Genomic DNA, 25,292 nt, shown 5'->3' on the forward strand with positions numbered 1-25,292 from the left:
TGGCCAGACCGCGAACTGGCGTGACTGACGAAGTTTGCGCTGGTACCGTCACTGTAATAGCCTGCCGCATCAAAGGCGAAAGTGTCCTCGTTCGGGTCGAAATCCAAGATGACCGTGTAGCCCGGGTCCGGCCAGCCCGCTGGGTCGCGGACCGGATTGTGGGATTGGAACACAAAGGTGTCTTGGCCGTCGCCGCCGGTCAGCTGATCTCTGCCGTCACTGGCGAAGAGGACGTCGTCGCCGGGACCGCCGTAGAGCTTGTCATTGTCCTGACCGGCCACGGGCGGTCTTTCGCGGCCATTGTCTCCGTAAAGATAGTCGTTGCCCGCTTCGCCGAAGATATGGTCATTGCCTTCGCCGCCGAAGACTCGGTCATTGCCATTGCCGGACGAGATGGAGTCATTACCGCGAGCACCGTCAATCCAGTCATTGCCGGTGGGATCGATGAGCAGATCGTCACCATCGCTGCCGAGGAGGCTGTTGTCACTTGGACCACCATGGATTAGCATTGCAGATCTCCTTGGTCTAACACCCCAACACCATCTTTTTACCCCGCATCAGACTATTGGAGTAATCGATTGATTTGATGGGAGCGATCCACATGTCGGATGCATTGGCGCCCTTCACTTCACTGCTTTGAATTTATGGACCGACGCGGGATCATGCATGCGGTGCCCGCGAGCCGGCGACCAGGGTAGCGTCGCAATAAACACGTGGGCAGGCGAGATCCTGCTCCCTCGCCTGATGCGGCTCGCGTTCACCATCGCCTCACCGCCGCTAGAATAACGCAATCGCGGGGTGGAGCATCCCGGTGTTGCTCGTGAGGGATCGGGTGACGTTCAACATCACTAGCCTACCATGACCGCCGTACGTCTCAGAGAATCGTCAGTATCTTCAAAATATTACAGGCTCTTGCTTCCAAAGTGCTTTCGCAATCGGAGCGACGGGGCACCAGCCTGCGGAGATTGGTGAGCGCCATTCATTCAATAGATCCGCTTCCTTGTCACGGCTCGCCATTGAGCGCTCCATCAGGCGCAGATCTCACTTAATCAGAGAACGCCAGGCTCCGGCGCTAGCTGTGCCCTGCAATGAATACTGCAGTTAGTATCAGTCCATTTGCAATGCGGAAGTGGCCGCGGAGTTCCCAAGCACAATTGCGGGTCGGCATGAGCGTGTTGGGAAGCCGAGCAACAAACGTCCCGTCCGGAATGAAAGTGACCACCGCATCCTCGAATCCCAACCATTCACGTGTGAGCGGAAACCACGTCTTGAAGATGCTCTCCTTAGCACTGAAGAGCAATCGGCCCCAATTGAGGTGCCTTGGTGCGTTGGCCAGCCACTTTCGCTCCTCGTTAACCGAAATGAGCTCCAACACGCCCGACGGCAGCTCCTCGTCGACTTCTGCATCGATACCGAGCGCAACGTAGTCCTCCTGCAGGGCCACAGCGGCGGCACAGAATCCAGCACAATGTGTTATGCTGCCGACTATGCCGGCTGGCCAAAGGGGTGCCCGGTCAGGTCCACTTGGAATGGCGCACGGAGGAAAGCCAAGCTTGGACAATGCCGATCTGGCACAGGCTCGTCCGACGGAGAATTCACGCCTTCTGCTTTCGACGGCCCCGGCCACTGCACTCTCTTCTTCGACCATCACGTCGGCCCTGCTGTCTGTACCTGCTCGCGAGGTTTGCACGGCTATATTCGATGGAAGCAGCGTCTCTATCATTTGAGATTTCCTTTCGCTTGAGCACTATTGCGTACTTCATGGAAAGTCGTGCTTGCGGCGATCACTGCACATGGCGTTTTTAAGCGGGTTAAGCGTTAGCAGCCAAGGGTAAGTAAGCATGACTTGCTAAATACACTCGGCTTTAGCCTGCCGGAGCATTCCTTTGAGATTGTTGAACTGCTTGACCGCTACAAAGACAGCAAGCAGTCCTGCCAGCAGCTCAGCAGCTGCCTGGCTGACTAATAATCCTGTGAAGCCCCAAATGCGTGGAAACAGCAGTATGGCTGGCACGAAGAGATATCCCTGCCTTGCGAAGCAAACGACCGCGCTCAGGCGTGCTCTCCCGAACGACTGAAGCATAGTTATTACCACGTGTTGGACGCCAAACAGCCCGAAAAAGAGATGGAACATAATACAGGTGGAAACGGCGATTTCAGTAACACCCTCGCTGTCGCTGAAAAGGTGGACGATTGGCCGGGCGAAAATCACAACCAAAGCAGAAAAGATGACTGAATAGGCGCAGACTGTGGAAAACATGAAGCTCGCCGCCTTCTGCACCCGAGCGAAATCCTGTGCTCCCCAACTGAAACCAAGAACCGCTTGTGAGCCGATGCAAAAGCCAATGATCGGGAATGTTCCGATTGTTAGCAATCGTGCGGCTATACCCACAGCGGCAATGGAATTGTCGCCGAATGTGGCAGCAGCCCTGTACAAGAGCATGAATGAAGCCGCAGTCAGAATACCGTTGATGGTCACTGGGGCCCCAACGGCTGCGATCTGCTTTACTAGGTCGCCTCTCAAAGTGATGTAGGAAGCTCGAAAACGGACAATCCCGCGCTGCTTCGCGAAATACACGACATACATGCTGGTGGCGACAATCTGAGACAACAGTGTTGCCAGCGCGGCGCCGCGAACTCCGAGATCCAGCGTGAAAATTAGAACCGGATCGAGCAGCGCATTCAACGTAAAAGCCGTAATCATGGTCCACATGCTGAACCGGGTGTTACCCTCAGCCCTTACGATGTAGCCATTGACCATGTTCAACAGGATGAGGGTGTAGCCAACTACGAGTGTCGATGCATAGTCGAGCGCGACGGGCATTATCGTCGGACTGGCGCCGAGCAAAGCGAGAGCGTCGCGCAAACTGAAAAGGAGGGCGACAGTAAGCGCCAGCCCAATCAGAGGCACGAGAGCCAGCGCCAAGCTCGCACCACGACTCGCTTCCAATGAGTTGCCGGCGCCAAGATTGCGGGACACGAATGATGCCGTACCGGCTCCGATCCCCTGCCCCACTGAGGAGAGCAGCACTACGAGCGGAAAAGCAATGCTGACGGCGGCGATTGCCTGGGGGCCAAGCCTTCCGACAAAGATTGCATTCACGACCTGCTGGAGTCCATTGATCGACAAACCGATAATCGAGGGAATGGCGAGGCGCATGATGAGGCGGAAAACGTTGCCGTCCAACAAACTGATGTGCTCTGCCGGCGATGCCATGCGTTCGTCTTTGCCTTTCATATGTAGCTCCAACGGCCTCATCCGTTGACCTGTGCAAACGCATCGACAGTCCGTAGGAGCTCCTCGCGAAAGTTCGTGCAGAGGCTGCGGGTGGATTCGTAGCCTACTTGTCTTGGATCGTATCTCACCTCAATTTGCAGTTCGCCCGATTGGTATCCGACACGGAACCAAAAGAGATAATTCATAACTGACTGGTTCATGTCTTCGCCGATCCATAGCGGGTGTGAATCTCTGGATAGCAGGCGGCGCGGATAGTGACGTTGGAGTCTCGTTCGGTAGTTCACTCCTATCCTGGGTAATGGCAGACGATCGATCCGCTCCCGCACTGCGGGCTGCCGATTCAAGTACTTCAAAGCTCTAAAACCTATGCCCTTGCGGGGCAAGGAGCTGCGTTGCTGATATATAGAGCGAGCGCGGTCTAGACGAGACTCCGTTTCCGTAACGTATAATGGCAGCGGTACCAGCTCACCGATGTAGCCGATCGTTTGCGACGAATCGATGTCGTCGAAAAGACCTCCCCGAGTCGAGGTGAGACTGTCAATCCAGAGCGAGTAATTTCCAAAAGTGCGGCCAAATGCCCCCGAGATAGCCGCAAGCAGAATGTCGAAATCTTCACAATGCGCGGACGTTGGCGCAGCCTTGAGAAGGCACGCCGTCGTCTCCTCACTGATCCTAAGATGATATGTAGCATGATCTTTCCACAGCGGGCTGCAGAGCTTCTCGTCGATTATCTCCTCAAAGCCTGCATAGTGGAGCCACCTCGCAGTTTCAGCTGAAAATCCCGCCGCACGTGACCCGGCGTCGCTTACGCGCATATCGAACAAGTCATACCGTAGGCTCTCCCAATACTCGAGCTCGGCTTGCGCTTCACCATTCGCGTAGTCATTCAAACGGCCGAGCCATTGAGACAGCGGCGTGGCCCCTGGATCTACAGGGGTTTGGCCCGCAGCAAACGAACTATAAGCTGCGTCGAGCGCATTCAGGAACAGTCGGTATCCAACCCCGTCTGCTACAAAGTGATGGAGCAGAACAAGTAAATAGTAATCGCCGCTTTCTGATGTCCGGAAGGCCGAGACTTTGACAAGAGGCGTCCTGCCGTCAAATCGAAAACCGTGCTGACGCTCCGCGCAGGCGCGCTCGATGACTTTGAGTTGTTCTGATGTGGGCACACCGACAAGGTCCACTTCCTCTACCGGGGAATCTGCTGCTGATCCGATTACCTGAGATAGGCCCCTGTCCGTTTGGTCGATACGGAGCCTCAGTCCTTCCTCCCGGCCGATGACATGCAAAAGGGCACGTTCAAGAATGGATATATTCAAGACTCCGGCGGGCATGAAGAAAAGATCGCCAATGTTGTAGTGCTCGCCGATTCCGACAACGCTATTCCAATGTGTGACTGCAGGGGTTACCGGCAGTGGTCCCTTGGGAGTGGCACACGTCGCCGCCGGCGCTTCGTGCGTTGCCAGTTGCCGAATCGTCGGCGTCCTGTGCAGCTGACCGACCGTCAAGTTCAATCCCGCGTTACGCGCTAGTGTGACGCACCGCACGCTCAGAAGCGAATTTCCGCCGATGTCAAAGAAGCTGTCGTCAATGCCGACAGATTTGGTGCCCAACAGCTCTTGCCAGATCGCGGCGAGGAGTTGCTCCTTCTCCGTGCGCGGTTCAGGCGATCTGATTTTTTGGATCGGCCGGGACGAGATAGAAGGCAAACGAGCCCGATCTATTTTCCCGCTGGGTGTGAGCGGCATACATTCCACTATGCGAAAGTCTGATGGCATCATGTAAGATGGGAGTGCCTGGCGCAGATGAGTAATAATGTCTCCTGAGGTCAGATTTTCGCGAGCTGGGGCCACAATGGAAACGAGCCGCCGATCGTCGTCCACGCCCTCTACCAGAGCGGCGGCTTGCGCAATGCCAGGATGAGATTCAAGCGCCGCTTCAATTTCCTCCAGCTCAATTCGGAAACCCTGAAGCTGAATTTGGTTGTCCGCACGACCGCAAATCTCCAGAAGGCCTTTGGCTGAGATGCGAGCGATGTCGCCACTGCGATAAAGGACACTGTATTGGCCTTCATCGTATGGGTTTGGCACGAAAGAGTGCTTAGTTCGTGCTGGGTCCTTCCAATATCCCGCGCTCACACAGCGTCCTGCCATGCAAAGTTCACCTAAGACTCCGACGGGAACCCGCTTCAACTCTGCATCAAGGACATAAGTTTTCACATTATCGATCGGGCGCCCAACCGGAACAACTGATGAGCCATCGTCGACGTCCGATGTTCGGTACACCGCCGCATTAGATGCGCACTCCGTAGTGCCATAAAAATTCCATAGCGGCACATCTGGAAAGCACTCTCGCCAACGACTAGGAAGCGATGGCGGCATCGGTTCAGCACTGCTTGTAACTAGGCGTAAGCTGGTCGTTTTCGCCTGTCGCTTTTGAGAGGTGATTAACCCAGTCAAAACGGGCGGAGAGGCAAACAACCGCGTAACCTGATACCTTGTCAATGCCCCTAACAAGAGATCGGGGTCGACCAATTGCTCATGCGTAAGGATCAGCGTCGGAATGCCCTTCAGGAGCCCTCCAAAATACTCCCACAACGCAGCAACAAGCGCCGCTGACTTCTGAACAACCATCACGTCGGTGCGATCGAAAGGAAAGCATCGCCACATCCAGTTCAATCGGTTGAGAATTGCAGATTCGGGTATAAGAACGCCCTTCGCCTTACCCGTCGAGGACGAAGTATATATTAGGCTGGCTGCACCCTCCTCGAGTCGCTCGACAGTTCGGCTCGAGACCCGTCGAGGATCGTATCCACCCTGCAGCGTAGACAGATTAACGCACGGCACACCGAAAGGGGCCTCTTCATCCGCGATTGCGTGCACAAGGAGGCTTGCCCCACTGTCCGTTATGATGTGGCCAACCCGTTCCTTCGGGAAACTTGGCGATATAGGCACTACGGTCGCCTGCAAATTGCGGATCGCCAAAGTTGCGGCCGCTACATCTGGCGACCGGTCGACCAGCATGGCGACCCTGTCACCCGCACCCACCTCGCAAGTTCGCAGAACGGACTGGATCGTATCCATGCGTTTGCGCAACTGGCCATACGTGATTGCCCCGAACTCGCCGAAATAAGCCACCTGATCGCCTGTTGAAGCGCTTACCTGATTAAACGCTTCCACAAGCGAAGGCTCGTTCTCACATGACGGCTCATCGCCCTTTAGCGCGTTTAGAAAGGCGACTTCCGACGGGCTGAGGTCGCTTAAGGCGACAATCGGCTCGTCTGGCCTCTCGATACAGGCAGCAATGAGATGGCGAAGATTATCGGCCATGCGAGCGATCACATCGCTCGAAAAACTGTCTTCGGCATAAGCCAGTTGCAACGCAATTGCATCGCCTTCGTCTTGCGCGTACAGGGTAAGGTCGAATTTCACATAGCCTGTGTCATATTCGCGAAATGTCAGATCCAGATCGTGTTTTGCCGGAGGTTCCGCAGGCTCGGAATACATGTTGAACATGACTTGGAAGATAGGCGATTGACCAGGCTCGCGGTGGAATCGAGTATCCCGGACCATCCAGCTAAATGGATACGCCGAGTTCGCGATAGCATCGCTTACAATGTCCTGCACGTCAGTCGCGTGCTTCACAAAGGATTTATTGACATCGATCGTGGTTCGGATTGGCAGCATGTTGAGGAAGAATCCCACGATCTTCTCGGTGCCTGGTTGGCCACGCACCACATGCGGTATGCCAACGACAACATCGTCTTGCCCGCTATACATTCGCAACAGCAGCTTGAAACACGCTAAGAGGATCGTAGAAGTCGTGCATCTGTGCCGACGTGCAAAGTCTCGCGTTTGCTCAGACAGTTCGCGGCCAAGGAAAAACGCATGCGAGCTCCCGCGGCAGGAGTTCTCTTTCGGCCGCAGTCGCCTGTTACCTAGCAGAAGTACCGGAGGATTGTCGCCTATCTGCCGACGCCAATAACGTCGCTGCTCATCGAGCGACTCCGGTGTAATGTGTACACTTTCCCAAAGAGCATATGTCGAGAGGGATGTGCGTTCGGCTGGAGAGAACGCAGCGGCATTGGAGTATCTCGTCTGCAAATCTCTAAGGAGGACAGAGATAGACCACGCATCGATGATGATTTCGTGCGCACTTATCAGTATGAGATGGTCATCTGCGCCGAGGCGGATCATCCGTGCACGAAACAAACGTCCTTGACTGAGATCAAAGGTGGTGTTGAGCTCCGTGCGCCGCAGCTCCGCAATTAGTTCGTCGGCCTCCCCTTGAGTCAGGTGAGTGGCGTCCATAAACTCTAGGTCGAAGCCCTGTGGATCATCAAAAATCTGAACCGGCCCGTCTTCGTCGCTGAAACGTGCTGAAAGCGCGTCATGCGCCTGAACAACATCGAACCAGGCTTCATTGAATGCGGTCAGATCGATGGCACCTCGTATGCGCAGACCGCCCTGGATAATGTAGTTCTTCGCATTCGGATCGAGCTGCCATAAGAACCAGAGGTGTTCTTGCACTCGTGTCAGGGGTGATCGTTTGAGCTTCCCGCTCGCAGGAAGCAAGTTCTGTGTTGTCTTGGATTGCGTTGAGATCGCCGCTGCCAGCGATCTGATGGTCCCATTCAGAACAAGCCTGAAATCCACCTTCGCCCCGAGCTGCCTGTGCATTTGAGCCAATATAAGCGTCGCCCGGAGCGAGTCACCGCCGAGGTCCATGAACTGGTCGTTGACGCCGATAATTTTGATCCCAAGAACGTCGGACCAAATATCTCGCAGCGTGCTTTCCAACTCCGTCTTTGGCTCCTCGAACGGGCTCAGCAGCTCGGGGCGAACGGCCGACGGTTCGGGCAGTGACGCGAGATCCACTTTGCCGTTTGGGGTGATAGGAAGCCGGTCGACACGAATGATTCGTTCTGGAACCATGTAGCTGGGAAGCGCTTCGGCGACAAAGCGCCGGAGTTCACCCTCCGTTAGCTCGGCAGGAGCCGACACATAGGCCACTATTCGTCTTCGGCCAGGCTCGCGGTTGACACAGGTTATGTCCCTCGCCGTAAGCTTCACGTTCTCGTGGACGGGTGCGGTAGCCACTGCGGCCGTTACCAAAGGATGAGCGCAGAGGTGAGACTCGATCTCTCCAAGTTCGATCCGGTGCCCGCGGAGTTTGATCTGACGATCTCGTCTACCCAGACATTCCACAAGGCCGTCTGCCCTGATGCGCCCGAGATCGCCGGTCTTGTAGAGGTGTCGATAGGACGGGTGGTCGGAGAACGGGTTTGGCAGAAAGGCGTCTCTGGTACGGTCGTTATCGTTGATGTATCCATCAGCGACACCGACTCCACTGACATAGATCTCGCCGACTTCTCCCGTCTTGCACAGACGCATTCCATTGGCGACATAGACCTTAAGACTCGAAATCGGCTTGCCGATGGGCACATAGGTGTCAGCTGCGCTGGGTGGGACCGATATCAAATGGTGCGTCACCCCGTCCGCACATTCTGTCGGGCCGTAGTGATTGAGAATGGGGACTTGAGGATAGAGCGTCAGCCAACTGCGTGCCAAGGCAGGCGTCAGCGGTTCGCCTACGGTGGAGATCATGCGTAAGGCACTGAGGAGCCGCTCGTTGGCTGAGAGTGCCTGCAGGTGTTCAACGAATACGGCGAGCACCGATGGAACGAATTGGGCGATTGCAACACGATGGGCCTGCAGAGCTCTAAGAAGGGCCATCGGAGATCGCAGTGCAGCATCATCTATGATCGCGACGCAACTGCCGACACACAAGCCTGCCAAAAGCTGCCACAGGGAGATGTCAAAGCCATGAGAGGCAGTCTGTGCGACACAGTCCTGCTCGCTTAGTTCGAGGGCATCTATCTTGGCCATCAAATGGTTGTTTAGACCTGCGCGCTGAACCATCACGCCCTTGGGCCTTCCCGTCGAACCGGACGTAAACACAATGTAAGCGAGATGGGGATCAGCCGAAGATGGTCTTGCAGGAGAGACGCGGCTACCGAGTAGCGCCGTTTCCACCGTCATGAATTGTCTGACGCCGTCGCAGTCCTTCTCAAAAAGACCAAGCGCTTCGGGTTTTTCCGGCCCGATAATCAGAGTGCATCCACTTTGCTTAATCATGAAGGAAATTCGGGAGGCCGGTAAGGATGGGTCGAGCGGCAAATATGTTGAACCGCTTTTCAGAATGGCGATTACTGTGGCTACCCAATTGAAGTTCCGTTCGCCGCAATAGGCCACGACTGCGCCATCCGCGCAGCGCTCCCGTATGGTGTTTGCGATGGTGTCTGACAGCACCCGCAGCTCACCATATGTGAGTTCCTCCGAGCCATGTTGGATCGCAATCCTGTCGGGGGATGATGCCGCAATCTTATCGATAGCCACGACGACATCGATGAACTGGTTTCCGACAAATTCGGGTTTATCAGATCGAACTTCGTGAAGCATAAGTCTCCTCTCGGGGCGCTGCGATCAGTAGGTCACGGTATTTCGTGACGCGTCGCGAGGAGGAGTTTCAAAATTCGTGCCAGCTCACGCAGAGAGGCGCTCAGGCAAGAATGAAGTGCAATATCAACCGTTTAAATGAGGAGCAAGAAGCTAGGTCGAGCTACATTTGTCGCGGACTCTACAAAACGGACAACGGTGGCGGGTTAGGCGCGTTTCCGACGCATAGCGGACAGGAGAGTGTGAACTTAACCAGTGCGAGTGCAGCCTTAGCACGGTTTCAAGTCCGCGTTGCGCCGACGAATCCTGCACAGCGCGATTTCTTTGAGCCGGTGGAGACGCGTTTGATCGCCACCGTTGCGACACAAGAGTCGTCGGGCGCCATTGAAGTGGTGCAGCTTTAGCTGGACGACAGCTTCCTTGCGACGCCGGTGGGCGGAATTTGGTGCTGGCTACGTGGAACGGAAACGGAAGCTAAGCCGCAGTGGGTGATATTCACAGCCACATCTACGCGCGCCTCTGTCCGGGCTCGCGCGAGTGCCGTCGAGCCGCTGCGCGCCCATCGCCAGCAAGCGCGTGCAGCGGCTCGAAACCGCCAAGATGTCGAACGAAGACCTGGGTCGGCGATGCACGTGGCGCTCGCTGAGCCTGTTGCGAGACCACGATCGATCGGGATCCCCAGTAGTTGTTCCCGCTCGGCTTCGCTCAGCAGTTCGTGCTTGCGCATTTGCGGTCCTCCCGGCCAAAAGCCCGACAGTCCTTACCGTCGTTTAGTGGGAAACCAACGCGATGCCCTCAACAAGAGTGCCTCTTTTACCGGCAGCGTGCCACGCCCGATCGAACCAAAGCCGAGCGCGAAAGTCTCCATTACCTCCACCATTCCCAAGTTTTTTCGACAAGCCGCGCAATCCTCGTGCGCACGTCGATAGATTCTCGGCGTACGCATCAGCTCACTGCCATCACCCCAAGAAGAACAATTAGGCTCCCTATGGCCTTTCGGCTAAACTTACCTCCCCCATTGTCCTCCCGCATTAGATTCGGGAACGCCTGTGACAGTGTGGCGCTCAAAATAAATACGTAGATTGGGTGGATACTCGAAACCGCCGAAACCATAGCAGGTTTATCTGAAATATTCAGGGCCTTATAGAAGGACACATAACCCAGAAGATCAAAAACTCCTGCAAGGAATACCAATCCGGCCTTCTTTAGAAGGCCAATCCGCCCAGCGTGAAAGGAACGCGCACGGTATTTTTTAATTGACAGCGCAATCAATCCAGACCCGCCATAGCCCAATGCACTTTGTCCGGCGATGTCCATAACCCTCATATCCGTCAAGGCTACGTCGGAAACGATTGTTGCAATTGCACCGATCAACGCCGAAGCAACCAAAAGACCGGTGCTCCGTAAAGAAATTAGTGGTTTTCTCGTCGATGCCGTATCTGTACGCCAAGAGGTGAACCAATGGATACCGACGATTATTAGGATGAATCCCAAGACTTCACGTCCCGTCGGCAATCGGCTATACAAGACAAGAGCCAGAAGCATCACGAAGAACGGCTCTATTTGGTGAACGGCAATGACCGATGTGATGTCTTCGTCGTTAAGCACGACCGCATAGAGATAGTAGAGAACGAACAAGAGGGCGCCTACCAGCACCGCAAGCAGTGACAGAGACCCGCCTATTCCGGTCACCATTAACCACCCCACGAAGACCACCGTGTAAAATTGACTCAAAAGGAACATGAACTGCTGCGGCGTCTCGATGGCATGGTCCATACCAATCTTGTCTACGATATTGGACAACGCCCAAAACAACGGGCACACCAGCGCAACCACGATCCACTGTTCCAAGTCCTATCCCCGTTTTGCGAAGGCCGTCATGCTTGGACCGCAGGGTTCGACCATCAGATTCGGATGCAGCGCCAGCACACGGTCGATCTCGGACTGCGGTAGGTAGTCGTTGAAGATATGAACCTCGCTGCCGGGAAAGCGGCGGTGTGCTTGTTCGAGGATTTCTTCGTGCACCCGCGTCTCTCCACCAACCACATAGCAAGAAATCTGCGGAAGAGCACGGTGAAACAGCTCCCATTCGGTACCGGTGAACCGGTCGCCCGGAGCAAAGCGATTACCCCAAGGGGGGTAGGCGAAAATCATGTCTGGAGCTGCGTCGGTCTCCAACTCAGCCAAGATATCGCTCTCGATCAGGCGCACACGCAGCTGTGCCATTTCACAATTAATCGCCGCCACATTCAGCGCAGCCCCGTCAATATCCAGTCCAAGCCAATCAAGGACGGGAAGCGCGGCTGCCGCGCATCGTCTTGATAACGCGCAAAGGAAAGCGCCACCACCGACACCGACCTCACATATCCGCAGCGCGCGCCTGCGCAACACGACCAGCCGCTGCGCCTCGGCCACCAGCCGGTCAAGAAAAGCCAAGCTGTCGTCCTGCGCGATGTAGGCGCGGCGATCTGCATGGTAGCGCACACCATCAAATAGTTGCCACCCGAGGATGTACTCTGGCTGGTCCCCGGCAAGATATCGTTTCAACCAGCGAACAAATTGATCTACATTGCCCCCGGCCTCGATCCAAAGCATTCGCGCCGCCGTTTCCGCCGCAGTTCCTGGACGAACGTGGTTCGCCAGATCAGGACCGCACGCCACCAGGATACGTTCAAACGTTTCCATAGGATCAGAATTGTAGTTGCGCGCAGAAATCTGCAAACTCCCGCTCGTGGTTGAAAAAGCTGCACAGGGTACGACCGGATTCTACAAACAGTTCCTTCGAGAAGTCATCCGTGTCATGGTCGAATAGGAACGTGCCGTGATAGTGTAAGTCGCCGGCCAATTCATACTGGCATATCGCATCGACACGCTCAGCGAGTTCATTCAGGCGATGCCCGTGCGCGTACTTCAGCAATTCCAGCGCGTTACGCGCGTGGACACCCTCGTCGCGCCCCGCGTATTTTACCCACGTCAGGAAGGGCTCACCGCCAAGGGCGGTATAGGTATCCCGATCATACGCGTAGGCGCGTGCACTAGTGATCTCGTCAAAGGCGACCGCAACGAGCAGAGAGAACTCATCTTGGATCAGATGGGCAATCGGCCTGAAATCAGGAATCCGACCCTTAATTTTTCTGTCGATCTCCTCGCGAGGAGTATCGTAGAGACGATGGTATATCTCCCGCAAGCCAGCATAGTGGTTCTGCTCATCGCGCAGCCACGCTTCATGCAAGGTCTTAAACCCATCTGAAAGGAGCATACCCTGTGATTTCAGATAATTTAACAGATGGATAGAGTCGTATTCCGAACTCATATCATGCTCGAAATACGGTCGGCGCTCTTCTGCAAGTTCCGTCCATTTTCCGACAGGGGCCGAACCATCGGGTCCGAGGACATCGAGCGACGACCAAAGATGATACTTCGCCTCGAAGCCCTTTGAGGTATAGATGGACGTATTCATGCGCAGAACTCCAAATAATACGTTTACTTCAATTTCTCATGCTAGGTAATCTGGTACAAATTACCCGCTCAGTTTATATCGACGTGTCCCCTGAGGATAAACATGAGCCAATTACCTTGATTTTGGATAAGTTCATGTTGCCGGCCGTCGGCCGCCGCCAAGATTTTGGCACGCCGGACATCAGGCAGGGTTTTAACGCTACAAGACTTAGCCATTCCGATACCAAGCGGAGGCGGCTTCGCTGGACTGATCTCCGGGTGGTGACTGGCGAGGCTGCATGGAGGAACTCTGCTAAGTCGTCGGTAGGATTGTTGGCCTTTGCCCAAGCAACTGCCGTGCCAACCAGAAAACCATTTCCAGACAACGTGATCACTCTAACAGCGCAGTGTCTCATGTCGGACATATTGTCAAAACGCCGACGAATGTGTGCACCTGGTGTGATGTCCTTGGAACCTTATTAGGTCGTCCCGAGCTCCACCGACTTTCTCCTGGCGGGTGCGTCGAGGATGAGATGAGGAAAAGGCTCGGGAAGCAGGCGCTTGGCGAGGCTCTCATCCAAGCGTTTGTTGATGGCTAAAATCGCAGAAGCGGAGAAGTCATGTCCGCAAAGTTCTTCCGTGATCGACTTAACCTTCCGTGTGGAGAACACTTTGGACGTACATCTCCGCCAACATCGACACCAGCGCCTGTTCGGGCTACCAGGGATGCCATTAATTCGACCGACTGCTCAGCGACCCGCGGCACACAACCTCATAAATCATGTGGCGCCGTCATCCCGGTCGGCGAAACACTTCTCGTAGAAGATCACTCCGTATCCGTGCAACATCCCTTCCCCGCGGCTGATATAGCCAGCCGTCTATTGGATCGTTGTCGTGTCAACCTTTATCCACTTGAATCCTAGGGCAACGGCTCGCGATTCCAATTCGCTAAGAATCCTCCCCCCAAGTCCTCGTCGTTGAAAGGGCGGATCGACGTTTCAATTCGGCGACGTCATCGTCAACGGGTTGCACGTCGCCCATAGCAGTGAGTTTGGAGCCGATGTGCGCAACTACGACGTCGCCGCCTGATGCGATATATACTTCGCCGATATTGTGTAAGTCATCCTCCCACACCGCTTCCGGACCACGCACACCAACAGCCTCAGATGCCCTCCTATGCAGAAGCCACACATCATTGGCATCCCGTGGCTCGAACCGACGAGGGGCCGACCGGTCTTGGCATAGAGTGCCGCAAACGATCCATCCAGCGACGCAAGCGCGGCGTTCACCAAGTCGCGCAACGCCTGAAGGGGGTGCCTTGGCGCAATCCGTGCTTCAAGGTTTGACATAGGAGGCGTCGGTTCCGGCTGGGAGCGCAAACCAACCCCTCGGTAGAATACAGATTTTGCTTTGGCACGTTTTTTGCCGCTGCTGATCGTGAGCCGGTAGGAGCGACCGCATATGAACGAAACAACGACCATAATATGCATCTGGACAGTGATGATAGTGCTTTTCGGCTTTTTGGCTGCGCCCGCAGTCGACCTAGGCGGCGGGGATCAAGGGGCATCCGCATCGCGGATGCAGGCGGCTGATATATCGAGTTTCGATAGGTTCATAGTGCGCAGCCCGCCGAAATCGCTTGGTTTGGATCAGTTCTACGCGAAATACGCTGACGCAGAAGGGGTACCTATTATTGCGTCGGAGAAGGTTCCAGACACGGCACTCTTGATTGCCCGTGACATCGTCATTTACATGCTGTCAGAACGGCGTGATGTCCGCGATGCCATGATCCGGGCCGGGGCGCGGGTGGGCGTCATGGCAGTTGATGAAACGACCACTGACATTCCCGAGCAGCGGGACTTGAAGAAGCCGCCCCCCGATGATCCGCGACTCACTCCTGGCGAACGGCGCAATTACGCCAACACGATCGGCAAGATGACGGACCGGGAATACTGGGCGTATCGGGCGCGTGGCCTTGGCGGACTATATACGACGGGGGCCGCCGAGAATTTAATGTCCGTGCCGGGAACGTGGCACTATGGAGGAAACATCCTTGTCCATGAGTTCTCACATAATATATTCAACACACTTCGCACGGTGGACCCTGAACTCGTTGCACGTGTCGAGCGGGCTTACACTCAAGCCAAAAAGAAGGGCTTATGGGCGTGTGCGTATATGGAGAACAATGTCGACGAGTATTGGGCTGAAGGCACCCGGTTTTGGTTTAATACGAATATGGCCTACCGCCGTGGCGAGACCACAATTGCCACATCAGAGGACTTCAAGGCTCACGATCCAGAACTCTACGATATCATGGCCGAAGTCTATCGCCATGACCACCATATTTTGGCGGATGCCTTTTATCAACACCCCGCACAGCTACGGGTAACGACGGTCGATCCCGAACACGGCTGTTGATGGCTAAAAGCGAAGAGTGCGTCTTGACCCAGTGCTGTGCTCGCCGCGCCTCGATCATTTGCATGCCGGGCTGAGGTCGGTCGCAGGTCGTTGGTCTCCTGCAGAGCTAAAGGTGGCGAAAATAGCATTCAGTCTATTCAGAACATCAATGCGTGGCATCCAAACAATCAATTTTCCTAATCTTAGTCGATAGTGCATGTAAAATGTACTTAACATCCAAGTGCTTTTTATGACTTTGTTGTCCATGTCAATTCCAACCATGTTCCATTCTACTTCAATAAGCAATCCAGTCCGCTGTGCGAACCTGTCTGAGACGCATACGCTCGAAATCGACGCGTATAATGGAAGGAATTGGCATGTCCGATCAATTCAATGAGGAATTAATAACTGCAATCAGGAAGCGTGCCGAGTCGGAATCTGGGGCAGCTACATCGGCGGATTGCGAAGAAATAACAGTTGCAACGGAACTAACCTCGCTCGACCTTGATTCGCTCGACCTAGCGGATCTTCTCTGGGATCTTGAGCGAGCCAACAACGTTGAGATCGACCTGGACTTATCGGACGCCTGGTCAAATCTTCATACCGTCGGCGATATAGTGGAAGCTGTCCGCCCCCTTTTGGCAAAGGAAGCCTGAATGGATAGGCGCGTCGTCATAACGGGGGTTGGCGGACTATGCGCCCTTGGCAGCAATGCGGCCTCCATTTGGCGAGGCATGTGTGCTGGCATTTCCGCCATCGGACCGATCGCCAATACCGAGCTTTATGAGCTAGACGGCATTATCGGTGCCGAGATTAAGGTACTGCCGGAGCACGACATCTGTCAAAAGCAACTTTCGTCCATGGATCGTTTCAGCCTTCTTGCCGTGCTTGCCGCCCGTGAGGCGGTAGCGCAGGCAGGCCTTTCCTGCGACGACTGGAATGCCCATCGCTATGGTGCAACAGTTGGCGTCGGTATCTGTGGCTCCGAGGCAGTTGAGGAAAATTACCGCGCCCTCCTTTTGAGCGGTGCCAAGCGCACCGGGATCCTCACTGTTCCAAGAGTGATGCCGGGTGCTGCTGCGGGCCAAGTCAGCATGCATCTGGGTCTGCGCGGACCAGTTTTCGGCGTTACCGCCGCGTGTGCCTCGGCCAACAATGCAATCGCTTCGGCGGTGGACCAGATCAGGCTCGGCCGAGCCGACGTCATGCTTGCCGGTGGTAGCGACGCGCCGCTCGTATGGGGTGTCCTAAAATCATGGGAAGCATTGCGCGTCCTTGCACCGGATACTTGCCGACCCTTCTCTGCCGACAGAAGGGGCGTGGTACTCGGAGAGGGTGCTGGTATGGCTGTGCTGGAAAGCTATCAACATGCAAAAGCGCGCGGGGCGATAATCCTTGCTGAGATCGCCGGCATTGGTCTTTCGGCGGACGCATTCCATATTGTTGCACCGGCTGCGGAGGGGCCGGAGGCTGCGATGCGTGCGTGTCTTCAAGACGCCGGGTTGAATCCCGAAGATGTCGACTATCTCAATGCACACGGGACCGGCACCAGAGTCAATGATGTGGTTGAGACGGCGGCGATCAAGCGAGTCTTTGGGGACCATACCCGCTCGATGCCAGTCTCGGCCACCAAATCTATGCATGGACATTGTCTCGGTGCAGCAAGTGCAATCGAAATGATTGCGTGTGTGATGGCCATCCGCCACGGGATTGTCCCGCCCACGGCAAACTACAATGAGCGTGATCCAAAATGCGACCTCGACGTCACGCCGAATGTGCCGCGCGAGAAAGAGATTCGAGTAGCATTAAGCAACGCGTTCGCAATGGGAGGCACAAACGCGGTTCTGGCATTCAGACAGGTGTAGTAGCGGACGTCATGCCGTGTCCGGTCAACGCTCCCCGTTCTGCCTCGATCATTTTATAGCGCGCTTCGGTCCTGTTATTCGACGTCGCGGCCCGTACCTGAATGTCCTTTACCGAACGTGTCATACCAATTTACAAACGCAAAGAGGCTAGGTTCCGACGGGTGCGGGACTTTCGGAAACAAACACTTGTTGCCCCGATGATGCGACAAGATCCGGGAAACCTGCATCCACATCAGATTGGCGTCCGCACCCGGGAACGGCCCTGATCTCAGTGGCGGTCAGTGTGTCGCCGGTCGTTCAGGCGCCTGACGGCCTTTCCCGAAGTATTCCTTCCGCAATTTCATAGTCAGATGCTGTTGCATCCTTGGGCATCCCCGATGGGCCTTGATCCTCTTCCGACATCGTCAAGCGTGCAGGCTCCGGAAGGTCTCCAGTCTGGCTTTCGAAGATGCGCTTCAAGACTCGATCAGAATAATATCGAACCTTTCGCAGTTTAAGTGGCGGCTGCCCCTTGATAAGGACGATCTGGCATTCGTCATCCAGCAGGCGCACCTGTTCGGATCGCAATAGCCGTGCACCTTGATCCGAAATCTGAATATTGCGATCGAGGCCTCGGCCATGGGAAATCGAGCGCGCTTGAAATGTATAGTCCCCGATAGCTTCCGATATGTATGTCGGTGTCTCGTCATCGGCCGTCGCCATGAAGACCTGCAGGCCAGTATTGCTGAGGAAGTTTTGCTTGCCGGCTTCGTCGTATGTCCCCGTCAACGCGGAAAGGCTCTGGATAATGAACATAAAGCGGCCCTTGTAGCCTGCAATGGTCGTAATTGCTGTCTCAATCGTCTCCAACTTGCCCAAGTGCTTGAATTCATCGAGGAGGAATAGCACCTCGTGCTTCTCATCCGTGCCAGGCAGCGAGCGCTGTAAAACTGACACGATCTGCTGAAAGAGTAGGCGCATCAATGGCGCGAGCACCTCAAGATCGTTTGGACTGACGCAAAGATAAATGCAAGTTCTTCGACGGCGCAGATCGTAGATGGAAAAGTCTGATCGGCTTGTCGCCGCTTTAACCAACGGATCTGCCCACAGGTTGAGCCCTCCGTCGCCCAGCACTGAAGTGTAGGAGGTCAGGATTTTCGTGTCGTTGCCTGCCATATTGTCGAAAATCCGCTGAGCCTCCTTGTTCTGGGTCTCCTCGGCGAGCCGCGCGAACAGCTTATATTTCTCTCCTGGCTGAGCAAAAAGATCGTAAACGGCTCCAATTGTCGGCGTGCCACGCTCAATGCAGGCCAGTATACCGGCGACAAAAAGATCTCGTGCGCCGTTAATGAAACCTTCCGCTCCCTCCCCTTTGGCCGTGATGAGGTTCGCCGCCAGGCGACGCGCCTCGATGAACTGCCGTTCGGGGGGCAGCGCTATGATATCCAAGAGAGGATTATAGCAGTTCGTGCGTCGCTCCGGATCCAGTGGTGTAAATTTGAACACATGATCACCAGCAGCTCTGCGTGCTCTGGAGGTGAGTTCAAATAGCTCCCCCTTAACATCCAAAGCTATCACTGATCCTTTGAACGTAAGTAGCGTTGGAATGACGATGCCCACACCTTTGCCGGCGCGGGTAGGTGCAACAACGAGGCTGTGAGGCTGCTCGCCATTGGTCAGGTAATATCCACACCAAAATGGGCCGCTCGTCTTCCCAAATACCGGGCCAGTCAAGCGACTGTATCTCTGGAGATAACCCGCGTGCCGCATTTCGTCCAGTCGCGCCCAGCGCGCTGTGCCGTGATGTTCGCGGTTGGGGGGGCACACGCTTCGTTGGACCAGCAGAACGAGGCCAGACGTTAAGACGACAACTGCCAAGCCGCGATAGAAGGCGGGGGTTGTGTAACCCAAATAGAAAGGCGTCTCGTACCAAAAAGCGAGGATGTCGAATGTCATCATCGCTTCACCGCTAAATCCGTAGCGAAATGTTGCGTACAGACTGGCCGCACAAAAACCTGCAGCCAGTGAGCACATGATGCTTAGAATTATGCTTGCGGGCGCATTCTTGTCTGGAATCATTGATCCACCGTATAGATCGAGCGGTTTCGTGAGTCGCGCCCTGTTCCAAGTTACGACGCCTCCGTCAAAGAGCAGAAGATGCCGTCCGATGCAAGGTAATGTATGCACTGAGTTATGTTCAAGCATGTGTAACTCGTGTTATGTTACAAATATAACGTAATAGAACGGGTATGTAATTTATAACAGCACTTTCTCTCGTCGGGTCTTAGACATGCCGCAAACAGGAATACGCATCTGTCCGTCTCCATTGTTGCTGGCGGGAGGGTAATAAACCGTTGGACCTGTTGTTCTTTCCAGGTAGGTCCACACGACGACATGTCGCCGCTAACGCGCTGGAAAAGTGCGCTCTACGCATCGCTCCAGAGAGTCCCAGATGAGAGAGTTTCGCCACAGACGAACTTTCTCTTTAGGGCGCCTACGAGAACGAGCCGCTAAGGCTGTGGGCCAGCGGATGCCGTTTTCTAGCGAACTCAACAACACTATCAGCGTCAACTCGAAGCGCATATTGATGCCCGCGGCCGCGTTACAAGAACATGCGCCGAACGGACGTCTCGCCGCCTCACAGCGACGCAGATATTTGATATGCACGAGTCGCGGCATACCGCTCCGTCTCAGCACTGCTACGGGAGAGATGGTCAACCTTCCAGGCTGGTTGGACAATCGGTGGAGGGCTGACCGTGTAGGCTCACCATTTCTCAGTGCCCAGTGCGCTGCAGAGTCCGGTGGCATCTCATTTGGCAACGCAATTCCTTGAGCAGTCGATGCTTCGGCAAGCTTGTATGTTTGTGTGGAACTACAAATGTAACGCGATATCGGTTTAGCGGCTCGCTCTTCGATGTTAGCCTTGGCGCTGTAGAAACAACATCAGGGTCTAACCAATGGAACGCGAAAGACAGCGGAGACGTGTCGATGGCAATTCAGTACGAGATGGCGGCGGCGCCGAACGAACCACTCACTTTCCAAACGACCTGGTGGCCGAGGTGGCGAGCCGTCTACCGACCCACGACACAGCTGAAACGGCACATAACCTAGCGAACTTTGAACTAGCAAGCCGCTCAACGCGAGAGGCAGTGCAGGCAAGTCCCGTTGGGCCGTTTCACGAGCGGATCAACCGGCTGGGCACCGCGGCCAGGGCGTTGCACGACAGGGCCCTAGCCGGCGTCGCCGTGGACGAAGGCCTGCCAGCCCGCACGTTCGCACAGGCTGTAGCTCCCGTAATTGCACCAACATTCAAATTTCAAACTCCTGAGAGAAAAACAGCCGCTGTCGATCGCATTCTGGACATCGACCCGCCGAGACATCAAGCAATGGCGCTCTCTAAGGTGGGGGACTACCTAGGTGACCTGGACAGTGGAAACAGAAATCGTCTCGTTAACCGGGCAGTTGAGCTCGTCACAGATCCGCCAGACCACATCACCAGGCACAATGCTGCCCGTGCCCTTTTAAAAGGATATCACCACCTGAACGCAGAGCAACGGGCGCAACTACCAGTCGACCATTTGCAGAACGTCAGTGCGCTTCCCGGTCAAGAGCCGCTTGCGCCGTCTGCAGCTCGACATGCGGCAGAGCCGTCGCTTTCAAATTTGGACAGTAGGATCGCACAGGTTCAGGCTCAAGCACTTGGGCACGCAGCAGGACAGGGACCCGTTTCTCGAGCGGAACTGAGCGAGATGCGTCCGACCGCGGAACGCCTCAATAGCACTGACAATGATGCGCGAGCGGAACTGGCATCTTCCTTGAGAAGCAGAGAACGCTCAAACTGGGGGCGATGAGCTTCATAGCGTGTCACGTTCACAGTGTAAGCGCTATTTCGCGTAAAGGCTCGTCATAGCGTGTCAGGCACCTCTAGCTGAAACAGAGCGAGAGGTGCCTAGGTGTTTAGCACACGGGGTTCCGCGGCACTGGTCCTGAACATCCGTTCGCATGCACAAGGAAGTAAAGTGTCATACGTGGCTAGGTTTCACTCCTCCGAGGTCCGGATAAGCCGAATAACCCTTCGTAACCCCATCCGAACGTGTGGCGCTCGATCCAGTAAGGCTATGGCGGATCGTCGCTGGGATGCGATTTCTTCTAAATGGAGCCCAAAGTGGCTTTCCTAACGCAGCAGCGGCCATTCACCCGCCAGATCGAAGCTGAGCTGATGTTCGAGCCTCGGCGCTCGCAGAGGGAGGCAAACCGACATGGTTGTTCGCCGTCCCCAACGGAGAAAAGGCTCAATGCCAACCTTATCTTAATGTTGGTGATCCTGACTTTGTTGTTTGCGGGGCTGGGGATGACGCGCGGGCAGGACGACGAGGCCAACCAGGCGATCCTACGTGAACTGGGCGCAATTCGGATTGATAGCGCATTGCTGCAACGTGATGTCGTTCGCGCACGTGCCGGCACGCTGTTGAATCGCCAAGCTCTTCTCACCACGACAGGGGCTTTGCTTAAGAGCGTGGCAAACTTGGAGCTGCTGTTCGAAAAGGCGGCTCTTGAGAACGCCAGTGATGTCTCTCACCTGCTCAGCCAGGTAAAATCTTCGGTCGAAAGGACTGATGCGGCCGCGGCAGCTATGGGCGCGCAAGACGTGATCTTGCAAGCTTCTCTCAGTCGCTTCGTCCAGTCGCTGAGCTTGCTTGCGAGATTGCCGTCGAAAAGCGACGTTTCTGGTACTGTACGGCCTTTGGAACTGGGCGACCTGGTTCTGCGGTTCTCGCTTAGGCCGACTGCGAGCCTCGCGTCACGGATCGGTCAAGATCTCGACCGGCTTCAGGCGTCTATGGGCGAAGATGAAGCCATTAAACATTCCCTTGCGCGCGATGGCCGGGTTATCCTGTCCTTGCTGCCGCAGGTGTACGACGCTGTAAACAGGATCGCGTCATCCGACACTATCGACAAAGCTGTGGAATTGGAGCGCGAATATCTGAAGGGCTACAGCTTGGTCGATGCGAGCGAGCGGCGGGCAAATGTTTTCCTAGGCTCAATTTCTATATGCCTTTGCTTCTGCATAATTGCGTTATTTTCCAGGCTGCGACTGCAGACGGATCGATTGGCAAGGCGCTTGGAATTTCAAGCGGCAACGAGAGAGATTGGGGCTTGCTTCGAGGATGGTGGGGCAACAAGGGCTTCGCTAGCCGCCTCCACCCAAGCGGCACTGCGAGTTGTCCAGCGCTTTTTCAATGCTGATCAGTGCGCGCTGGCACTGGTCGACGTGAGTGTGGAGGGTATTGTCGACTGCTTTGCCGCCGACACTCCTGCGCCGATCTGGAACGATGCTTGGCTTCTTGAAACCGCTGCTCTTGCTCAGGCGGAGGGGCGCAGGGCAGTGTTTCGCCTTTTTCCCGCGCAAAAGGCTGGCTGCGTTGCGGAAGGGACACCCGGGTTTTGTCAATTGCTTGTCTTCAAGGTCTCGGATCAACTCATCGCGGTATGTTGCCTTCTTTATGAAGGAGACGGTCTACAGCCCTCTTCTAGGGAGATCCAACTTCTTGAGTGCGCGGCTGGCCGTGTCTGCAGTTACCTAGACCTTCAACGTAGACAGAAGGAGTGCAGTCTGCTGGAGAAGCGGTTGGAACATGCGGAACGGCTGAAGGCCGTCGGGACACTTGCAGGTGGTATCGCGCATGAGTTCAACAACATCCTAGGGGCAATTCTTGGGTACGCTGAGATAGCCCACGGTCTTCTGCGTCGCCCCTCAAGAACTCGAGATTACATCGACCAAATCATCTCGGCAGGCGACAGAGCGAGGCTGATTATCGATCAGATTTTGACACTGAGCCGAAATCGGGAGCGCATGACGAAGCCCTTCAACGTCTCCGAGGTAGTAATGGACCTGGCTCCGTTGCTGCGCGTAGCGCTTCGTGCGGATGTAAAGCTGAACTTCAAAATTGACGAGAACCAGACAGTGATCGAGGGGTGTCCACTTGAGGTACAGCAGATTCTGATGAATCTCTGCAAGAACGCCTCGGAGGCTTTCACGGATGAAGGCCGCATTGAGGTCAGCGTTTCTCGCGTTGTTGTAACTCGATCGAAGATCCTTGCGCATGGCGATCTACCAGCCGGCGACTATGTCCTCCTTTCCGTTGCAGACACTGGCAAAGGCATTGCTGAAGCCGTACTACCACATATCTTTGAGCCCTTTTTCACCACGCGCGCTCGCACTGGCGGAACGGGGCTCGGCCTCGCCGCAGTGCACGGTCATGTGCGCGCGCTTGCCGGGTACATTGACGTTCGCTCAGCTATTGGACGCGGTACGCGCTTCGACATCTATCTGCCGCCGTCTCCTAAGGAGCCGGTCAGTCCTGCTAGCTTTGTGGGTCCTTGTAATACACCAGTTGGCAACGGAGAGATCATCGCCGTAGCAGAGCCCGATCCAGCTGCGCTGGAGATGTATGAGGACTGGATTGCCGCCTCGAGGATGTTCGCGCTTAGCGAGTAATCCGTTCATCTCATAGTCAGCGTTCAACCAGATAATCAGACTCGCGCCCATCGTAACCGTTTGTTCTACTAGGCTATCTGGTGACACTTGGCTGGCGGATGGACGGATTGTCGGCGTTTGGTACTGGTGGCGGCGCGGCAAGGTCCTGTGCGGCGAGGCAAGGGAAGTCCGTGCAAGGTGCTCTGCCGGCGAGCATGTGCGACGTTTAGGGCAGCGGCCGGCGTCAGGCTGATCTACGGACGGCGCTGATCCACCTGCCTCCCCCTGCAACACCAGTTTGTTGCTGGCGCCGTGCTGTCGGCGCGGATCGTCCGTCCTAGCTTCGTTTTCTTCGGGCACGGCAGCCGCGTAAAGGCGCGAAACGCGGCAGAGTCCTCGAAATGGAAGGCCAGCCCTCGAAGGGTGGCAATGACGAGGGCGTGTTTGACTGCATTAGACGGTCCACGTGATTTGACTCAGTCAACTAACTTTGAAGCAAGCTGCATCAGTTTGGCTTGTCGCAGGTCCGGCGCGGCGGCGACAGGTTGCGTTGGTGACGCCCTGGATCCGGCATCTTGTACTCGCCTGACGCCCTCAAACGGCATTTGCTTCAGATGAAACAGAAAAGAGCAATTCGAAAATTCTAGAGTAACCGACCCTCCCCATAATGGCCAATAACAGATGATGCCAACTCGTTCCGGCCGACGGGTTGCGACAGTGAGGGGATAGTGGAAATGTTGAATGCGGCTTGGCCCGTGTCGATGGTCTTTTTGGCCTCCATGTATATCTCAAGCGAGGCAGCGCCACTCTCCCTGCGTGAGTTCGGCCAGCTTGCTCGCGAATGCGCGCCATGGGTTTCTCCGTCTACGCTTGCAGCAATTGCCAAAGTTGAAAGTGATTTTCATCCGCTTTCGGCACATGACAATACCACCGGTGAAACTCTTCACTGGAAAGATCCAGCGGAAGCAACGCAGAGCGTGAAGGAGCGCATCAAAGCCCGACATTCGATCGACGTTGGGCTTATGCAGATCAATTCCAAGAACTTTCCCGCGCTGGGTATCACGCCTGAGAATGCGTTTCAGCCCTGCATCTCACTCTCGGCTGCAGCGACCTTGCTTGAAAGCCGCTACGCGGGCGGCAACACTGCCGCGGCAGAGCAGCGGGCGCTTCGTCAGGCAATCTCCGCCTACAATACTGGGAATCTGACGCGCGGGTTTGCGAACGGATATGTGCGGAAGGTTGAGTTAGCCGCGCGAAAGATCTTGCCGGCCCTGGTCGACCTGCCGGACAAAGGCGATGAAAAAGCGAAGCCGGAAGAAACGTGGGATGTTTGGGCTCCGCGTGAGCGGCACCGTTCTGGCAGCGATTCATCAAGTACTCCCGAGATGCCGAAAGACGGCAACTCCCCAGAAGACAATCAACTCATATTCGATTGAACA

At 55.4% G+C, this 25,292-nt stretch carries 13 protein-coding genes and 2 pseudogenes; 5 read left to right on the top strand and 10 right to left on the bottom strand.

Going from position 1 to position 25,292, the window contains the following annotated elements:
* From GHK62_RS12955 to GHK62_RS34235, 9 genes and pseudogenes are all read right to left on the bottom strand, one after another.
* The coding region (locus GHK62_RS12955; protein ID WP_420377798.1) for a calcium-binding protein at positions 1 to 509 on the bottom strand (509 nt) is incomplete at its 3' end.
* Positions 510 to 1,072: 563 nt separating this feature from the next.
* On the bottom strand, positions 1,073 to 1,723 hold the full coding sequence (locus GHK62_RS12960) for a 4'-phosphopantetheinyl transferase family protein (RefSeq protein ID WP_153439608.1): 651 nt from the start codon (positions 1,721 to 1,723) through the stop codon (positions 1,073 to 1,075).
* A 126-nt stretch (positions 1,724 to 1,849) separates the two neighbouring features.
* Positions 1,850 to 3,238 carry an MATE family efflux transporter gene (locus GHK62_RS12965; protein WP_153439609.1) on the bottom strand — a complete coding sequence of 463 codons (1,389 nt, stop codon included), beginning with the start codon at positions 3,236 to 3,238 and terminating at the stop codon, positions 1,850 to 1,852.
* Positions 3,239 to 3,255: 17 nt separating this feature from the next.
* Entirely contained in the window at positions 3,256 to 9,699 is a 6,444-nt protein-coding gene (locus tag GHK62_RS12970; RefSeq protein WP_153439610.1) for a non-ribosomal peptide synthetase, read from the bottom strand.
* 942 nt (positions 9,700 to 10,641) lie between these two features.
* A complete protein-coding gene (locus tag GHK62_RS12975; RefSeq protein ID WP_153439611.1) occupies positions 10,642 to 11,547 on the bottom strand; it encodes an EamA family transporter in 906 nt (301 codons plus the stop codon).
* Positions 11,548 to 11,550: 3 nt separating this feature from the next.
* Positions 11,551 to 12,417: a class I SAM-dependent methyltransferase gene (locus tag GHK62_RS12980; RefSeq protein WP_167528230.1), complete on the bottom strand. Its 867-nt coding sequence runs from the start codon at positions 12,415 to 12,417 to the stop codon at positions 11,551 to 11,553.
* The gene (locus tag GHK62_RS12985; protein ID WP_153439613.1) at positions 12,386 to 13,156 is read right to left on the bottom strand and encodes a hypothetical protein; all 771 of its coding nucleotides are present in this window, start codon (positions 13,154 to 13,156) and stop codon (positions 12,386 to 12,388) included. The genes GHK62_RS12980 and GHK62_RS12985 overlap by 32 nt, the downstream gene beginning before the upstream one ends.
* Before the next feature lie 496 nt (positions 13,157 to 13,652).
* A pseudogene (locus GHK62_RS12990) lies at positions 13,653 to 13,848 on the bottom strand (transposase); the annotation flags it as partial.
* Positions 13,849 to 14,351: 503 nt separating this feature from the next.
* A pseudogene (locus GHK62_RS34235) lies at positions 14,352 to 14,483 on the bottom strand (IS5/IS1182 family transposase); the annotation flags it as partial.
* A gap of 112 nt (positions 14,484 to 14,595) precedes the next feature.
* On the opposite strand from GHK62_RS34235, the gene GHK62_RS12995 reads away from it, so the two are divergent.
* The 3 genes from GHK62_RS12995 to GHK62_RS13005 all read left to right on the top strand — a co-directional run bounded on the left by GHK62_RS12995 (position 14,596) and on the right by GHK62_RS13005 (position 17,396).
* The gene (locus tag GHK62_RS12995; RefSeq protein WP_153439614.1) at positions 14,596 to 15,552 is read left to right on the top strand and encodes a glycoside hydrolase; all 957 of its coding nucleotides are present in this window, start codon (positions 14,596 to 14,598) and stop codon (positions 15,550 to 15,552) included.
* 356 nt (positions 15,553 to 15,908) lie between these two features.
* Positions 15,909 to 16,187: a phosphopantetheine-binding protein gene (locus GHK62_RS13000; RefSeq protein WP_153439615.1), complete on the top strand. Its 279-nt coding sequence runs from the start codon at positions 15,909 to 15,911 to the stop codon at positions 16,185 to 16,187.
* Positions 16,188 to 17,396, top strand: a complete 1,209-nt coding sequence (locus GHK62_RS13005; protein ID WP_153439616.1) for a beta-ketoacyl-[acyl-carrier-protein] synthase family protein — start codon at positions 16,188 to 16,190, stop codon at positions 17,394 to 17,396.
* A 297-nt stretch (positions 17,397 to 17,693) separates the two neighbouring features.
* Here the strand turns inward: GHK62_RS13005 and virD4 are convergent, their stop codons facing one another.
* Positions 17,694 to 19,454, bottom strand: coding sequence for a type IV secretion system ATPase VirD4 (gene virD4, locus GHK62_RS13010; protein WP_153439617.1), 1,761 nt, complete (start codon positions 19,452 to 19,454; stop codon positions 17,694 to 17,696).
* 2,086 nt (positions 19,455 to 21,540) lie between these two features.
* On the opposite strand from virD4, the gene GHK62_RS13015 reads away from it, so the two are divergent.
* Positions 21,541 to 23,874, top strand: a complete 2,334-nt coding sequence (locus GHK62_RS13015) for a two-component system VirA-like sensor kinase (RefSeq protein ID WP_167528231.1) — start codon at positions 21,541 to 21,543, stop codon at positions 23,872 to 23,874.
* Positions 23,875 to 24,587: 713 nt separating this feature from the next.
* A complete protein-coding gene (locus GHK62_RS13020) occupies positions 24,588 to 25,289 on the top strand; it encodes a type IV secretion system lytic transglycosylase VirB1 (protein ID WP_153439619.1) in 702 nt (233 codons plus the stop codon).
* Positions 25,290 to 25,292: the final 3 nt, after the last annotated feature.

The sequence above is a fragment of the Sinorhizobium terangae genome (genome assembly GCF_009601505.1).
Taxonomy (GTDB): Bacteria; Pseudomonadota; Alphaproteobacteria; order Rhizobiales; family Rhizobiaceae; genus Sinorhizobium; species Sinorhizobium terangae.

Bases quoted from the DNA above. Each gene is read 5' to 3' on its own strand.
- GHK62_RS12985 (WP_153439613.1), bottom strand. From the start codon at position 13,156: ATGAATACGTCCATCTATACCTCAAAGGGCTTCGAGGCGAAGTATCAT.
- GHK62_RS12960 (WP_153439608.1), bottom strand. From the start codon at position 1,723: ATGATAGAGACGCTGCTTCCATCGAATATAGCCGTGCAAACCTCGCGA.
- GHK62_RS13020 (WP_153439619.1), top strand. From the start codon at position 24,588: ATGTTGAATGCGGCTTGGCCCGTGTCGATGGTCTTTTTGGCCTCCATG.
- GHK62_RS12970 (WP_153439610.1), bottom strand. From the start codon at position 9,699: ATGCTTCACGAAGTTCGATCTGATAAACCCGAATTTGTCGGAAACCAG.
- GHK62_RS13005 (WP_153439616.1), top strand. From the start codon at position 16,188: ATGGATAGGCGCGTCGTCATAACGGGGGTTGGCGGACTATGCGCCCTT.
- GHK62_RS12965 (WP_153439609.1), bottom strand. From the start codon at position 3,238: ATGAAAGGCAAAGACGAACGCATGGCATCGCCGGCAGAGCACATCAGT.
- GHK62_RS13000 (WP_153439615.1), top strand. From the start codon at position 15,909: ATGTCCGATCAATTCAATGAGGAATTAATAACTGCAATCAGGAAGCGT.
- virD4 (WP_153439617.1), bottom strand. From the start codon at position 19,454: ATGATTCCAGACAAGAATGCGCCCGCAAGCATAATTCTAAGCATCATG.
- GHK62_RS12995 (WP_153439614.1), top strand. From the start codon at position 14,596: ATGAACGAAACAACGACCATAATATGCATCTGGACAGTGATGATAGTG.